At 68.2% G+C, this 14,814-nt stretch carries 14 protein-coding genes; 11 read left to right on the top strand and 3 right to left on the bottom strand.

Features of this window, described 5'->3' with window-relative positions; translation table 11 throughout:
• The first annotated feature begins 44 nt into the window (after positions 1 to 44).
• The 7 genes from MHA02_RS16585 (at position 45) to MHA02_RS16555 (ending at position 7,507) form a co-directional block, all read left to right on the top strand.
• Complete coding sequence (locus tag MHA02_RS16585) at positions 45 to 1,190, top strand: O-antigen ligase family protein (RefSeq protein WP_147080689.1); 1,146 nt, start codon at positions 45 to 47, stop codon at positions 1,188 to 1,190.
• Positions 1,187 to 2,572 carry a glutathione-disulfide reductase gene (gene gorA, locus MHA02_RS16580; protein ID WP_147080639.1) on the top strand — a complete coding sequence of 462 codons (1,386 nt, stop codon included), beginning with the start codon at positions 1,187 to 1,189 and terminating at the stop codon, positions 2,570 to 2,572. The genes MHA02_RS16585 and gorA overlap by 4 nt, the downstream gene beginning before the upstream one ends.
• Positions 2,573 to 2,887: 315 nt before the next feature.
• Positions 2,888 to 4,510, top strand: a complete 1,623-nt coding sequence (locus tag MHA02_RS16575) for an ABC-F family ATP-binding cassette domain-containing protein (RefSeq protein WP_147080637.1) — start codon at positions 2,888 to 2,890, stop codon at positions 4,508 to 4,510.
• Positions 4,511 to 4,690: 180 nt separating this feature from the next.
• A complete protein-coding gene (locus MHA02_RS16570) occupies positions 4,691 to 5,170 on the top strand; it encodes a DUF2948 family protein (protein ID WP_147080635.1) in 480 nt (159 codons plus the stop codon).
• Entirely contained in the window at positions 5,167 to 6,462 is a 1,296-nt protein-coding gene (gene hisD / locus MHA02_RS16565) for a histidinol dehydrogenase (protein ID WP_147080633.1), read from the top strand. The genes MHA02_RS16570 and hisD overlap by 4 nt, the downstream gene beginning before the upstream one ends.
• A 43-nt stretch (positions 6,463 to 6,505) precedes the next feature.
• On the top strand, positions 6,506 to 7,012 hold the full coding sequence (locus tag MHA02_RS16560; protein WP_147080687.1) for a UPF0262 family protein: 507 nt from the start codon (positions 6,506 to 6,508) through the stop codon (positions 7,010 to 7,012).
• Between the two features lie 21 nt (positions 7,013 to 7,033).
• Entirely contained in the window at positions 7,034 to 7,507 is a 474-nt protein-coding gene (locus tag MHA02_RS16555) for an arsenate-mycothiol transferase ArsC (protein ID WP_147080632.1), read from the top strand.
• 12 nt (positions 7,508 to 7,519) lie between these two features.
• On the opposite strand, the gene MHA02_RS16550 is transcribed toward MHA02_RS16555, so the two are convergent.
• The gene (locus MHA02_RS16550; RefSeq protein ID WP_238180071.1) at positions 7,520 to 9,013 is read right to left on the bottom strand and encodes a L,D-transpeptidase family protein; all 1,494 of its coding nucleotides are present in this window, start codon (positions 9,011 to 9,013) and stop codon (positions 7,520 to 7,522) included.
• A 265-nt stretch (positions 9,014 to 9,278) separates the two neighbouring features.
• Positions 9,279 to 10,238, bottom strand: a complete 960-nt coding sequence (locus MHA02_RS16545; protein WP_147080630.1) for an acetyl-CoA carboxylase carboxyltransferase subunit alpha — start codon at positions 10,236 to 10,238, stop codon at positions 9,279 to 9,281.
• 210 nt (positions 10,239 to 10,448) lie between these two features.
• On the opposite strand from MHA02_RS16545, the gene MHA02_RS16540 reads away from it, so the two are divergent.
• Positions 10,449 to 11,234, top strand: a complete 786-nt coding sequence (locus MHA02_RS16540; protein ID WP_147080628.1) for a 3-hydroxybutyrate dehydrogenase — start codon at positions 10,449 to 10,451, stop codon at positions 11,232 to 11,234.
• Positions 11,235 to 11,240: 6 nt separating this feature from the next.
• Here the strand turns inward: MHA02_RS16540 and MHA02_RS16535 are convergent, their stop codons facing one another.
• Positions 11,241 to 12,125 (bottom strand): fumarylacetoacetate hydrolase family protein, encoded by an 885-nt coding sequence (locus MHA02_RS16535; RefSeq protein WP_147080626.1) that lies wholly within the window; start codon positions 12,123 to 12,125, stop codon positions 11,241 to 11,243.
• A 396-nt stretch (positions 12,126 to 12,521) separates the two neighbouring features.
• On the opposite strand from MHA02_RS16535, the gene MHA02_RS16530 reads away from it, so the two are divergent.
• The 3 genes from MHA02_RS16530 to MHA02_RS16520 all read left to right on the top strand — a co-directional run bounded on the left by MHA02_RS16530 (position 12,522) and on the right by MHA02_RS16520 (position 14,814).
• On the top strand, positions 12,522 to 13,811 hold the full coding sequence (locus tag MHA02_RS16530; RefSeq protein ID WP_147080624.1) for an OmpP1/FadL family transporter: 1,290 nt from the start codon (positions 12,522 to 12,524) through the stop codon (positions 13,809 to 13,811).
• A 110-nt stretch (positions 13,812 to 13,921) separates the two neighbouring features.
• Positions 13,922 to 14,386, top strand: coding sequence for a MarR family winged helix-turn-helix transcriptional regulator (locus MHA02_RS16525; protein ID WP_147080622.1), 465 nt, complete (start codon positions 13,922 to 13,924; stop codon positions 14,384 to 14,386).
• Positions 14,383 to 14,814, top strand: coding sequence for an anthrone oxygenase family protein (locus tag MHA02_RS16520; RefSeq protein ID WP_147080620.1), 432 nt, complete (start codon positions 14,383 to 14,385; stop codon positions 14,812 to 14,814). The genes MHA02_RS16525 and MHA02_RS16520 overlap by 4 nt, the downstream gene beginning before the upstream one ends.

The raw sequence follows: 14,814 nt of genomic DNA, 5'->3' as shown, positions 1-14,814 counted from the left end.
TCTGTGCCGCCGGCGCCGTCGCGCTGGCCGTGGTGCCGCTGGCCATGGCGCTGGCGAACCGCTCCTCGCCCCTGATCGTGGCGATTGCGGCACTCCTCTTCACCGCCGGTGCTTTTGCCGAGCACGGACGCGACGCCCTTCCGCTCCTGCTGCGGCCACTCGTCAGTGCGCTCGGGCTGGCAGTGCTCGGCTTTCTGGCTTGGTGCCTCGTCAGCCTTGCATGGAGTCCGTTCCCGGCACTCTCGCTGCGCATGCTCGGTGAGTTCGGGCCGACGCTGATCGCAGTCTACCTCCTCGCCCGCCTCGCGCCGGACCGCCTGCCGCCCTGGACGCCGATGCTGGCCGCCATCGCGCTGGCCCTGGCCTGCCTGTTCGTGATCGCGAGCCTCCGCCTCGGCATGGCGCCGCAGCGCCTGCTCGGGCAGCGCGACGCCCTGTTCGTGCTCAACCGGCCGGTCCTGACGTTCGTGCTCGTCGCCGGGCCGCTGGCCTCCTATTTCGCCGTCGCGCGACACCGGCGCATCGTAGCCGCCGCGCTCCTACTCCTGGCGGCCGCCGCGATCCTCTCGTCCGTCAGCGGTGCCGCCGCGATGGGCCTGATCGCCGGTCTCGCCATGGCGGCGCTCGCATGGGTCCTGCCGAAGCGCTTCGGCCTCGCCATCGTCGGTACGGGCCTCGCCCTGGCGCTGGCGTTGGCACCGGTGGAGGGCGATATCCTTGCGCGGTCCATGCCGGAGGCGATCCATACCCGGCTCGAACACAGCTCTTCGCGCGCCCGGGTCGCCATCGCCCAGAGTTTCGGCGCAGCAGTGGCCGCGGATCCCTGGCGCGGGGCCGGCTACGGCACCGGCCCGCGCTTCCCAGAGGTGCCGGCGGCGCAGGCCTTGGAACCCGAGATGCGCGAGATGCTGGCGGTGGGCCACCCCCACAACAGCTTCCTGCAGGTCTGGGCCGAGCTTGGGGTCGTGGGCGCGATCCTCGCCGCGGCCGTACTGTTCCTGACGCTGCGCGGCGTGGCGGTACTGCCGAAGGCCCCCTTCGCCGCGGCCATGGGCCTGATCGCCGCCGCCGCCGCGATCGCCTTCGTCGAGCACGGCGCTTGGCAGGCCTGGTGGACGGCAGGCCTCGGAACCGCCATCACCTGGCTGCGGGCGAGCCTCGCACGTCCTCCAAGAAGCGACACGGCATGAGCCAGGAATTCGACACCGACCTCTTCGTCATCGGCGGCGGCTCAGGCGGCGTGCGGGCGGCGCGGATCGCGGCCGGGCACGGCGCGCGGGTGATGCTGGCAGAGGAATACCGCGTCGGGGGCACGTGCGTGATCCGCGGCTGCGTGCCGAAGAAGCTCATGGTCTATGCCGGGCGCTTCGCCGACGAGTTCGAGGACGCCGCCGGCTTCGGCTGGAGCATCGGCACCCCACGCTTCGACTGGAGCGTGCTGAAGGAACGCCGCGACGCGGAGGTGACCCGGCTCGAGGGCATCTACACCCGCAATCTCGCCGCCTCCGGCGTGGATCTCATCGCCGACCGCGCCGCCATCGAAGACCCGCACACGGTTCGGCTCTGCCATTCCGGCCGCCTGATTCGCGCCAAGACCATTCTGGTCGCGGTCGGAGCCGCTCCGGTGAACGAGCCAATGATCCCGGGCGGCGACCTCGCCATCGATTCGAACGGCGTATTCGAGCTCGAGCGTCAGCCGGAGCGCATCCTGGTGATCGGCGGCGGCTACATCGCCGTGGAATTCGCCGGCGTCTTCGCCGCCCTGGGCAGCCGTACCACCCTTCTGCACCGCGGCGAAAAGCTGCTGCGTGGCTTCGACGACGAGGTTCGCGATGCACTTGGCGAAGCCTACGCCCAGCGGATGGACCTGCGCCTGAACCGCACCGTCGAGCGCTTGGAGCGCGATGGCGCGGCCATCCGCGCGACGCTCAGCGACGGCGAGACGCTCACGGTCGACTGCGTGCTCGGCGCCACCGGCCGCCGCCCCAACGTCACCGGCCTCGGCCTGGAGAACGTCGGCATCGCAACCAAGCCGAACGGCGCGATCCCGGTCGACGACTATTCGCAGACGACAATGCCGTCGATCTACGCCGTCGGCGACGTCACCAACCGCGCGGCCCTCACACCGATCGCCATCCGCGAGGGCCACGCCTTCGCCGACACGGTGTTCGGCGGCAAACCCTGGTGCGTCGACCACAGGCTGATCCCGACCGCGGTGTTCTCCACCCCCGAGATCGGCGTCGTCGGGCACAACGAGGACGTCGCCCGCGCCTGCTTCGACGCGATCGACGTCTACCGCTCCAGCTTCCGCCCGATGAAGGCGACATTGTCGGGCCGCGACGAGCGCACGTTGATGAAAGTCCTCGTCGACAAGGCCAGCGACCGCGTCGTCGGCGTGCACGTCCTGGGGCACGATGCCGGCGAGATCATCCAGGCGGTCGGCATCGCCGTCACCATGGGCGCGACCAAGGCCGATTTCGACCGGACGATCGCGGTGCATCCCACGGGTGGTGAGGAGCTGGTGACGATGCGCTCTCCGGTGGTGACGAAGCATCCAGTGGGCGTGGGGTAGGGAGACCTCACCCGTCTCGGGACGCGGGCTTCGGTCTCTTGGACGAGCGATTGCGCTTCGGGAGGCGACAAGCACGCGGGAAGCTCGCGAATTCGCCCCGCGGCAGTGCAATCCCGCGTTGAAGGCAATGCGATCCAGGGCCAACGCGGCGGCGTGATGCGTGGCTCCGAATCGCTTCGCTCGCGACGACGAGGCGTATCGGCTGAGCCTTAGCCCTGCCCGTCCGTCGCCCCGCCCGGTACAGCGATCCCCTTCCGCTCACGGCACCCATGCCGTAAGCCCGCGGCGATTCTTCCAAAATCTTCGTCTGGTCGCATGATACGCCTCGAAAAGATCGGCAAGCAGAACGGCCGGCAGATCGTCTTCATCGAGGCCTCGGCCGCGCTTCAGAAGGGCGAGAAGGCCGGGCTGGTGGGGCCGAACGGTGCCGGCAAGACCACCCTGTTCCGGATGCTCACCGGCGAGGAGGAGCCCGACGAGGGCCAGGTCGCGACCGAGCGCGGCACCACGATCGGCTATTTCAGCCAGGATGTCGGCGAGATGTCCGGACGCAGCGTCGTCTCCGAGGTGATGGCGGGGGCCGGCGCCGTCAGCGTGGTCGGGGCCGAGCTGAAGGAAATCGAGGCCGATCTCGCCGATCCCGACAAGGCCGACGAGATGGAGGCCATCATTGAGCGCTACGGCGAGGTGCAGGCGCGCTTCGAGGAGCTCGACGGCTACGCGCTGGAAGGCAAGGCCTACGAGGTGCTCTCGGGCCTCAGCTTCAGCCAGGAGATGATGGACGGCGACGTCGGCAAGCTCTCGGGCGGCTGGAAGATGCGGGTGGCCCTCGCCCGCATCCTGCTGATGAACCCCGACGTGATGCTTCTCGACGAGCCGTCGAACCATCTGGATCTCGAGAGCCTGATCTGGCTCGAATCCTTCCTCAAGAATTACGAAGGCGCGCTGCTGATGACCTCGCACGATCGCGAGTTCATGAACCGCATCGTCGGCAAGGTCATCGAGATCGACGGCGGCGCGCTCACCACCTATTCGGGCGACTACGGCTTCTACGAACAGCAGCGCGCGCTGAACGAGAACCAGCAGCAGGCGCAGTTCGAGCGCCAGCAGGCGATGCTGGCGAAGGAGATCAAGTTCATCGAGCGCTTCAAGGCGCGCGCTTCGCATGCCGCGCAGGTGCAGAGCCGGGTGAAGAAGCTCGACAAGATCGAGCGGGTCGAGCCGCCGCGCCGCCGCCAGAGCGTCGCCTTCGAGTTCCAGCCGGCGCCGCGCTCCGGCGACGACGTCGTCATGATCAAGAGCGTGCACAAGAGCTACGGCAGCCGGATCATCTACGAGGGGCTCGACTTCTCGATCCGGCGGCGCGAGCGCTGGTGCGTGATGGGGGTGAACGGCGCCGGCAAGTCGACGCTGCTCAAGCTCGTCACCGGTACCACCAAGCCCGACGACGGCACGGTGGCGGTCGGCGGCAGCGTCAAGCTCGGCTACTTCGCCCAGCACGCCATGGATCTGCTCGACGGCGACCTCACGGTGTTCCAGGACCTGGAGCGGACCTTCCCGCAGGCCGGCCAGGGCTCGCTGCGCGCGCTTGCCGGCGCCTTCGGCTTCTCCGGCGACGACGTGGAGAAGCGCTGCCGGGTGCTCTCGGGCGGAGAGAAGGCGCGCCTCGTCATGGCAAAGATGCTCTACGACCCGCCGAATTTCCTGGTGCTCGACGAGCCGACCAACCACCTCGACATCGGCACCAAGGAGATGCTGATCGCGGCGCTCTCCACCTACGAGGGCACCATGCTCTTCGTCAGCCACGACCGGCATTTTCTGGGCGCCCTGTCGAACCGGCTGCTCGAACTGACGCCCGATGGCATCCACCAATACGGCGGCGGCTACACGGAATACGTGGCGCGGACAGGCCAGGAGGCGCCCGGCCTGCGGGGGTGATCCTGCAGGCTGCAGGCACGAGAGGCTCGATATCGTCGAGCCCGGGTTCGCCCGACCCGAACCGAACGGCCTCCGGCAGACCTGCTGCGGCTCGTCTCCGCCGCAGTTGCCGCAAGGCAAGCGCCTCGCTACCTAGACGCCAGCCCAATCACTGGGCGCCCCGCCCTCACCGGAGCCCCCGTGGAGCTTCTCAAGCTCGCCGCCCTCGACACCGAGGACCTCCCCGTCGTCTCGGCGCATCTGCAGGATGCGATCCTGCGCGCGGGCGATCTCGCTTGGCTGCCGGGCGAGCACCGTTTCGTGCTGGTGGCGCGCCGCTTCGACCGCTCCACGGCTCCCGGCGAAGCCCCGCGGCGGCGGCTCGTCGGCGTGCATTTCGAGCGGGTGATGGCCGTGAAGGCCAAGGGCATCGTGCCCGGCGCACAATCCGACGAGACCTTGAGCCTGCTCGCCGTCACCTTCGAGCCCGGCGAAGCGCCGTCCGGCACCGCGACGCTCGTCTTCGCCGGCGGCATTGCGATCCGGCTCGATGTCGAATGCATCGAGGTCCGCATGAAGGATCTCGGACCCGTCTGGGAGGCCGAGGGCCGTCCCGACCACGACGCGGAGCAGGCCGGACAGGCCGCTTTGCAGGGCCAGACCCGAGACATCGCCTCATGATCCGCCTCGACAGCCGCGACCCGTCCTTCGCCGAGGGCTTCGCCCGCCTGCTCAGCGTGAAGCGCGAGATTTCCGAGGACGTCGACGAGACCGTGCGTGGGATCATCGCGGGCGTGGTCTCCGGCGGCGACACGGCGCTGGTCGAGTACACGCGCCGCTTCGACCGTCTCGGCGACGATTTTTCGGAGAGCTCGCTGCGGTTTACGGCGGAAGAGGTCGAGGCCGCGCTCGCGGACTGCCCCGCCGAGCAGCTCGCAGCCTTGCGCTTCGCCGCCGAGCGCATCGAAACCTATCATCGCCTTCAGATCCCGCAGGACCACTTGGCGACCGACGATCTCGGCGTCACCTCCGGCTGGCGCTGGACGGCGCTCGAATCGGTCGGGCTCTACGTCCCGGGCGGTACCGCGAGCTACCCCTCCTCCGTGCTGATGAATGCCGTGCCGGCGCGCGTGGCCGGGGTGCCGCGTGTCGCGATGGTGGTGCCGACGCCGGACGGCCGGCTCAACCCGCTGGTGCTCGCCGCCGCCCACATCGCCGGCGTCACCGAAATTTTCCGGATCGGCGGCGCTCAGGCGGTGGCCGCGCTCGCCTACGGCACCGCATCCATCGCGCCGGTGGCGAAAATCGTCGGACCGGGCAACGCCTATGTCGCAGCGGCCAAGCGCCGGGTGTTCGGCCAAGTCGGGATCGACATGATCGCCGGCCCCTCCGAGGTGCTGATCCTCGCCGATCACCACGCCAATCCCGACTGGATCGCCGCCGACCTCCTGGCCCAGGCCGAGCACGACGAGGCAGCCCAGGCCATCCTCATCACCACCTCGGATGCCCTCGCCGAGCAGGTCGAGCAGGCCGTCGAGCGCGCCCTCGCCACCCTGCCGCGTGAAAAGATCGCGCGGGCGAGCTGGCGCGATTACGGCGCGATCATCCGCGTCGCGGATTTCGACGAGGCCGTGCCGCTGGTCGACCGGCTGGCGCCCGAGCATCTCGAAATCGAGACCGAGGACGCCGAGGCGCTCTCGCAAAAGGTCCGGAACGCCGGCGCGATCTTCCTGGGCTCGCACACGCCCGAGGCGATCGGCGACTATGTCGGCGGCCCGAACCACGTGCTGCCGACTGCCCGCTCGGCCCGATTCTCCTCGGGCCTCTCCGTGCTCGACTTCATGAAGCGCACGTCGATCCTGCGCTGCGATCCGGCTGCGCTCCGGGCGCTGGGGCCGGCGGCAATCGCGCTGGGGCGGTCGGAAGGGCTCGACGGGCATGCCCGGTCGGTCGCGATCCGCTTGAACCTCTGATAGGCGTTTCCGGACGCGGGACGTGATGGAAGGCGACGGCGGAATGGCGGCCGAAGCGGACAAGGCGATAGACACGGAGACCTCGAACCATCGCCTCGTGGCGGTGAGCCTCGACGAGGCCTCGATCAGTCGCGGCAATCCCGATCAGGAACACGAGCGCGCCATCGCGATCTTCGATATCCTGGAGGACAACGCCTTCACGATCCCAGGTCGCGACCTCGGTCCCTACGGACTGGTGATCGGGCTCGTGGAGAACAAGTTGTCCTTCGCGATCTCCACCGAGGGCGGCGATCCCGTCATGACGCACCTGCTCTCGCTGTCGCCGTTCCGTCGGGTGATCCGCGACTACGAGATGGTCTGCGAGAGCTATTACAGCGCCATCCGCACCGCCTCCCCCAGCCAGATCGAGGCGATCGACATGGGCCGGCGCGGCCTGCACAACGAGGCCTCCGAGTTGCTGAAGCAGCGCCTCGACGGCAAGGTCGACCTCGACCATCAGACGGCGCGGCGGCTGTTCACCCTGGTCTTCGCCTTGCATTGGAAAGGCTGACGGGCGTCCTGAGGATCCGGCATGGCGGACGAGACTCCCCCCGGAGGCCCGGCGAAGAAACGGCGCGTCCAGGCCGTCCTGTTCATGTGCAATTTCAACGCCGTGCGCTCACCGGCGGCGGAGGCCATCGCCCGCCACTATTTCGGCAAGTCGATCTACGTGCAGTCGGCCGGCATCCGCACCGGCGAAGCGCGCGATCCGTTCATGGTCGCGGCACTCGACGAGATCGGCATCGACGCCTCGCGCCACAAGCCCCGCACCATCGAGGAGCTCGAGGAGTGGGAAGGCCTGAACTTCGACCTCATCGTCACGCTCTCGCCGGAGGCCCACCACAAGGCGATCGCCCTGACGCACACGCTCGCGGCCGATGTCGAGTACTGGCCGACGCCCGACCCGACGCTGAACCAGGACGGCACCCGCGAACAGCGCCTCGACGGCTATCGCGACATGCGCGACGGGCTGACCTATCGGATCAAGATGCGGTTGAAGGGGTGAGACCGAGCCCCCTCAGTTCTTTCCGCGCTTCTCATCCTTCGCGGTGGACGGTTCGGCGGCAGCATGACGCTTGGTCGTCGTGGCCTTCTTCGCAGTCGCGGAGGTCTCGGTGACCTCCTTGGCCTGGGCGACGTGACGGGCGGCGACCCGGGCCGACGGCTTCTCAGCGTCGGGCTTGGCCGGGGTCTCGACAACGGCCGCCGTGTCGACCGGCGGTGTGGCAGCAGGCGTGGCCGGTTTGCCGAACAGGTTGCCCAGGAGCTTCTGGTAGGCGGCCGGGTCGCCGTCGGCATCGGCGACCGTGATCCGGGCGGGGGCCGCCTTCGGCTCGGCGGCCGGCTCCCGTGCCGCCAGCATCGTCGCGGGTTTCGTGGGCTCGGTCTTGCCCTTGCCCTTCTTCGCGAGCGCGGCGGCGGCGGCCTTGGTCGGGCCGGGGGCGTCGGGGTTGGCCGTCGCGACGAGGACCGGGCGGCCCTTGGCGTCGACCTCGATCTCCTGCGGACCGCTGGCGAGGCTCTCGGGCCGGCTCACGTCGCCGAGGTTGTGGCGCGCATAGTCCTTCGGCGAATAGGCGAGCTCCTTGTCCTTCTCGGCCTCCGTGAGCGCGGCGAAGCTGCTCTGCGGCGGAGGCTGGCGGAAGACCGGGTTGCCGTAGCCGTCCTCGTAGACGACGCGGGTCGCCTTCTCGCCCTTGGCGATGAGCTCGGCGATCTGACGGTTGTCGTGGTCGCGCTTCTCCGCCACCAGCGGATCCACCCGCGGCGAGCACGAACCGGCGGCGACGTCGGCACCCCCGAAAGCGTATTTGGTGCCGCAGGCCGCGACGCGCGGCTCCTCCTTCAGAGCCTCGAAATAATCCGAGCCCTCCTTGAGATTCTTCCAGAACGGCGCGTTCGGGTCGTTGCGGAACTTAGCCATGTTCGTGGCCGTCATCCGGAACGGGTAGGACTGGAACTGGAAGGCGCGCTGGCCGCCCTGAAAGGCGTCGCGGGCGATGGCGTAGACCTCGGACATCGAGGCGTCGGTCATCGCGAAGCAGCCGGCCGACGAGCATGTGCCGTGCACCATGATGTAGTTGCCGGTGGAGCCCTTGGCCCGGTCGATCGCGTTCGGATAGCCGACGTCGAAGGACAGATAATACGAGGAATTCGGGTTCATCTGACCCGGCGTGATCGTGTAGAATCCCTCCGGTGCCTGGCGGTCGCCCTGCTTGGTCTTGGGGCCGAGCTGGCCCGACCAGCGGCAGATCGGGAAGGTCTTGAGGAGCGCGTACTGGCCGCTGGAGGTGCGCTTCCAGACCTCCATCTCCGCTTCCTTCTTGTAGGCGCGGATCAGGATCGGATCGGTCTGGCCCATGCCCTTGGTCTGCATGAGCGCCACGGTCTGGGCCGGGACGGGGGTGAGGCTGCGGGTCGAGACTCCGCCGAGCATGTCGCTGTCCTGGCAGGCTCCGAGGGACATCGCCAGGGCGACGAGACCGGCCGCCGCGAAGGGACGCACAGACATGGGGGACCCCGTGTGACCGCGCCGGAGCACCTTGCGGCGACGGCGACATTCCCCAACCCAATAGCCCCGTTAGACTTACCCGGATCTTACCTCAAGAAGACTCGAAGACCGGGCGCTGAAAGGTCCACCAGTGTGGCGACCACGCATCACTGATGGCGCTTTCGGGCGAAAGCGGGGCCGTTACAGCTTTTGGAAATGTTCGCGCCGGGTTGTGAATAAGTCGCGAGTCGTGAGATTCTCGAAGAGCTTGGGCCGGGATAGGGGCTCAGAGTTTCCGGCCGATCTCCATGAATTTCGTGGCGCGGCGGTCGCGAATCTCGTCGGGACCGAGGCCGTCGAAAGCGGCGAGCGCCGTGGCGATGGCCTCCCCGGTGTTCGTGATGGCCGCGTTGCGGTCGCGATGGGCACCTCCGGTGGCCTCCGGAACGATCCCGTCGATGATGCCGAGGCGCAGCAGATCCTGCGCGGTGATCTTCATGGCGGTGGCGGCGTCGTGCGCCCGGCCCTGGTCGCGCCAGAGGATCGAGGCCGCCCCCTCCGGCGAGATCACGCCGTAGATCGCGTGCTCCAGCATCAGCACGCGGTTGGCGGTGGCGAGCGCGATGGCGCCCCCCGATCCGCCCTCGCCGATCACCACCGCGACGTTCGGCACGCCGAGCGCGAGGCAGGCCTGGGTCGAGCGGGCAATGGCCTCGGCCTGCCCGCGCTCCTCCGCTTCGATCCCGGGAAACGCGCCGGCAGTGTCGACGAAGGCGAGCACCGGCAGTCCGAAACGGTCGGCGGTCTCCATCAGGCGCACCGCCTTGCGATACCCCTCGGGCCGGGCCATGCCGAAGTTGTGGCGCAGGCGCGCCTCGGTGGTCGCGCCCTTTTCCTGGCCGAGCACCAGAACCGGGCGGCCCTTGAAGCGTCCGAAGCCGCCGACGATGGCCTCGTCCTCGCCGAAGGTGCGGTCCCCCGCGAGCGGCGTGAACTCGTCGATGAGCCCGGCGCAGTAATCGACGAAATGCGGGCGCTGCGGGTGGCGGGCGACCAGCGTCTTCTGCCAGGGCGTGAGATTGGCGTAGAGGTCGGAGAGCGCGGCCGAGGCCTTCGCCTCCAGCCGCCCGACCTCCTCGCTGATCGAGACGGCGCCGTCACGCGCTCCGAGCGCCCGCAATTCCTCGAGCTTCGCCTCCAGCTCGGCGACCGGCTTCTCGAAATCCAGGTAGGAGCGCGTCGCCATCGTGCAGGGGGTTCACTTCGCTGTGGTGTGGGAAGAGCGCCGGAATGGCGGAACGATGCGACGGAAGGCCGGGCTCGGCGCGAAACCGGAGCCCGATTTCCGCGCGCGTCCGGCGGCGGCGGAACCTGACGAAGCGCTCCTGCCCTGTCAACGCCGCTGACGGATGGCTACAAGACGCGTCGACTTCAGCATTCTTTAGGCAGCGTTCCCATGATCCTCACATCCAAGGCCGCCGTCGTGACCGGGTCGACCGGCGGCATCGGCCTCGCCGTCGCCCGCGGCCTCGCCAAGGAGGGCGCCGACATCGTGCTCAACGGCTTCGGCAGCCCCGAGGCCATCGAAAAGGCCCGCGCCGGGATCGAGGCGGAATTCGGCGTCCGCGCGATCCATTCCCCCGCCGACATGACGAAGCCCGCCGAAATCGCGGAGATGATCGCCATGGCCGAGAAGGAATTCGGCCGCGTCGACGTGCTGGTGAACAATGCCGGCATCCAGTTCGTCTCGCCGGTCGAGGACTTTCCGGTCGAGAAGTGGGACGCGATCCTGGCCATCAACCTGTCCTCGGCCTTCCACACCATCCGAGCGGCGGTTCCCGGCATGAAGTCGCGCGGCTTCGGGCGGATCATCAACATCGCGAGCGCTCACTCCATCGTCGCCTCGCCGTTCAAGTCGGCCTATGTCGCGGCCAAGCACGGCCTCGTCGGCATGACCAAGAGCGTCGCGCTCGAAGTCGCGGGCCAGGGCATCACCGCCAACTGCATCTCGCCGGGCTACGTCTGGACGCCGCTCGTCGAGAGCCAGATCCCCGACACGATGAAGGCGCGCGGCCTCACCAAGGAGCAGGTCATCGAGGACGTGCTGCTGAAGGCCCAGCCCACCAAGGAATTCGTCACGGTCGAGCAGGTCGCCGCCATCGTCACCTTCCTGTGCTCGGAGGCTGCGACGCAGATCACCGGGGCGAACCTGTCGGTGGACGGGGGCTGGACGGCGCAGTAGCGCCGGTCAGTTCGTCGGCTCGCCCGCCGCCACCTTCGCCGTCCAGTCGTCGAAGGCGATCACGGTCTGGCGCTGCTCGCCGAGGCCGTCGATGCGGAGCACCATCTCGTCGTCGGGCTTCAGGAAGCGCGGCGGCTTCATCCCCAGGCCGACGCCGGGGGGCGTGCCGGTGGTGATGATGTCGCCGGGCTCCAGCATCATGAAGTGCGAGACGTAAGCGACGAGCTGCGCGACATCGAACACCATCGTCGCGGTCGAACCGGTCTGCTGTCGTCGGCCGTTGAGGTCGAGGCTCAGCGAAAGCTTCTTGAGGTCGGGGATCTCGTCGAGGGTGACGAGCCAGGGGCCGAGCGGGCCGAACGTCGGGCAGCCCTTACCCTTGGTCCAGGTGCCGCCGCGCTCGTACTGGTACTCGCGCTCGGACAGGTCGTTCATGATGCAGGCGCCGGCGACGTAGTCGAGCGCCTCGTTGGCGTGGACGTAGCTGGCGCGGGCGCCGATCACGACGGCGAGCTCGACCTCCCAGTCGGTCTTCGCCGAGCCCTTGGGCAGGATCACCGGGTCGTTGGCGCCGCCGAGGCAGGATGGCGCCTTGTTGAACACGATCGGCTCGGAGGGGATCGCCGCGCCGGTCTCGGCGGCGTGGTCGGCATAGTTCAGGCCGATCGCCACGATATTGCGGGTGCCGCCGACGCAGGGGCCGAGGCGCGTGCCGGCCGGTAGAAGCGGCAGCGTCTCCGGGTCGATCATCGCCAAGCGGTCGAGCCCCTGTCGCGACAGGGCCGGCCCGGCGATGTCGCGCAACGATCCGGAGAGATCGCGCAGACCGCCCTTGGCATCCACGAGCCCCGGCTTCTCGTCGCCGGCCGCACCGTGACGGATCAGCTTCATCGTATCGTCCCTCGCCTGCTCGAATCGGCGCGACCATGGCCGGGCCTCATGGGCGGCGCAAGCGTGGCCGACGGCGTGCTGCCGGCTTCACCGCCGTTGCCGGCGCGCAACAGACATGCAGCAAAGTGACAAAACCGCGCCCAGCCGTCCATCGACCTGCACAATATTGCGTTCGGTTTACATGTGAACCAAATCTGGGGCGAACTCGTCGAGCTGAAAACGACAAGCACATCCGATGATTTCGTTTGGTTAACGGAGAATTAATACTTGTCGAGGCTACCCTGCGTTTGGGATTGATAAGCTTTGCACAAACCGGCAGCGTTGCCGGCAAGGTGCCAGCCCGGCCGAGGAGCGGCGGGGATACGAGCACCATCGGATCGGCTTGGGGACGTTGTCATGATCGGCAGGATTGGTGCGCTCGCCCTCGCGGGCGTCTCGGCTTTGGCCTTCGCCACCGGCGCGCAGGCCGGCGCCTTCGGCCTTCGGGAACAGAGCTCACAGGCGCAAGGGCTCTCCTTCGCCGGCGCGGCCTCCGGCTCCGGCGGCATCTCCTCGATGTTCTGGAACCCGGCCGTCATCACCATGCGTCCGGGCTGGGTCACCGAGCAGAACCTCACCTATATCGGCTTGCACGCCGACATCCGGCCGACGGCCGCCACCAATCCCGGCTTCCTGCCGCTCGGCGAGAGCGGCGACATCGGTCAGGGCGCGATCGTGCCGGCCGGAGCCACCTCCTACCAGCTCAGCGACAAGATCTGGATCGGTCTCCAGACCGGCGCGCCCTTCGGCCTGATCACCAATCCGAACAAGGCCTGGGCCGGCGAAGTCTACGGTCGCTCCTCGCGGATCTTCTCCCTCGCCTTCAATCCGGTCATTGCCTACAAGGTCAATGACTGGCTCTCGATCGCGGCCGGCCCGAACATCGAATACTTCAAGCTGACGCTACGTCAGGCCTTCCCGATCGCAGGTCTCCCGACGGGCGCGTTTCCCAGCGCCTTCTTGAAGGGTGATGCCTGGGGCGTCGGCTACACCGCGGGCGCGACGATCACCCCGTGGGACGGCACGGTGCTCGGCCTCGGCTACCGCTCGTCGGTGCATCACGACATCGAGGGTTCGGCCTTCGGGGTCGGGCAGGTCAAGGCGAACCTCAACACGCCCGAGAAACTCAGCGTCGGCCTGACCCAGGCGATCAACCCGGTCACCCGGATCAATCTCGGCTTCGAGTGGGACAACTGGTCGAGGCTCGACGACATCGCCATCACCTCCAAGGTCCTCGGCCTGCCGGTGGCGAGCCTGCCGCTGAACTTCAAGGACGGCTACACCTACTCGATCGGCGCCGAATACGACTGGTCGCCATCGCTCACCGTGCGTGGCGGCTTCTCCTACGAGGAAGTGCCGATCGACGACCAGAACCGCTCGGTGCGCCTGCCCGACAACGATCGCTACACCGCCTCGATCGGCGCCAGCTATCGCTGGAGCGAGAAGCTGACCCTGAACGCGGCCTACTCCCACATCTTCCTCGACAAGAGCAACATCTTCGCCGGGGCCGGGCGGAACTACAACGTCGGCAACATCGCCTTCGCGGGCGTGGTCGACGCCAGCGCCGACATCGTCTCGGTGGGCTTCCGCTACGTGTTCGGCGCTCCGGCCGCTCCGCTTCCGGCACCGATCGTCCGCAAGTTCTGAACGTCGTCTCGCTTGAGGCGCAAGCGTTCGCATCCGGTCCCGAGATCGTCTCTCGGGGCCGCTTTTTGCAGTGAATTGACAACATACTGTCAAAACGACATGCTGTTGTCATGAAGCCCGGCGATGCCATCACCGACCTGATCCTGGAGAGTTTTCGACTCAACGGCTGCTTGCTCGCGGCCGGCGATGCGCTCGTGCAGGACCTCGGACTGACCAGTGCGCGCTGGCAGGTGCTTGGCGCCGTGGCGATGGCGCCGACGGCTTCGCCGGTCGCGCATGTCGCGCGGACCATGGGGCTGTCGCGCCAGAACGTGCAGCGCATCGCCAACGAGTTGCAGGCTTCGGGTCTCGTGGAGTTCGCCCCGAACCCGCATCACCAGCGCGCAAAGCTCGTGCTGCTCACCGGGCATGGCCGCGCCGTCTACGCGAAAGCGGCCGCACGGCAGGCACCCTGGGCGTCTGCTCTGGCGGAGGGGCTGCCGGAGGATGCGATCGAGGAGGCGACGGGCCTGCTGCGCATGCTGCGCCGCCGGCTCGAAGCCGATACGGCACACGACAGCGAGAGACCCGCATGATTCTCGGCCAACTGGCGTTCTTCGCCGCCGCCCTGTTCACGGGCGCGGCCTTCTACATCAACGCCGTCGAACAGCCGGCCCGGCTCGGGCTCGACGACCATGCCCTGCTGGCGCAATGGAAGCCGTCCTACAAGCGGGCGACGGCGATGCAGGTCTCGCTGGTGCTGGTGAGCTTCGTGTTCGGCTTCGCCGCCTGGATCCGGATGGACAACCCCGGCTGGATCGTCGGGGCGCTGCTGATGCTGGCGAACATCCCCGTCACCCTTCGGCTGATCCTTCCGGTGAACAAGCGCCTGATGGCCATCGATCCCGCCGAGGCGGGACCGGAGAGTCGGGCGCTGATCCTGCGATGGGGATCGCTCCATGCGATCCGCACGGGTCTGGGGCTCGCGGCCTCGACCGCCTACGCCACCGGCTTATTGGCGTAA

The sequence above is a fragment of the Methylobacterium haplocladii genome (assembly GCF_007992175.1).
GTDB lineage: Bacteria > Pseudomonadota > Alphaproteobacteria > Rhizobiales > Beijerinckiaceae > Methylobacterium > Methylobacterium haplocladii.
Note: the sequence above shows the minus strand (reverse complement) of the source record. Positions and strands in the feature narration are given on the sequence as shown.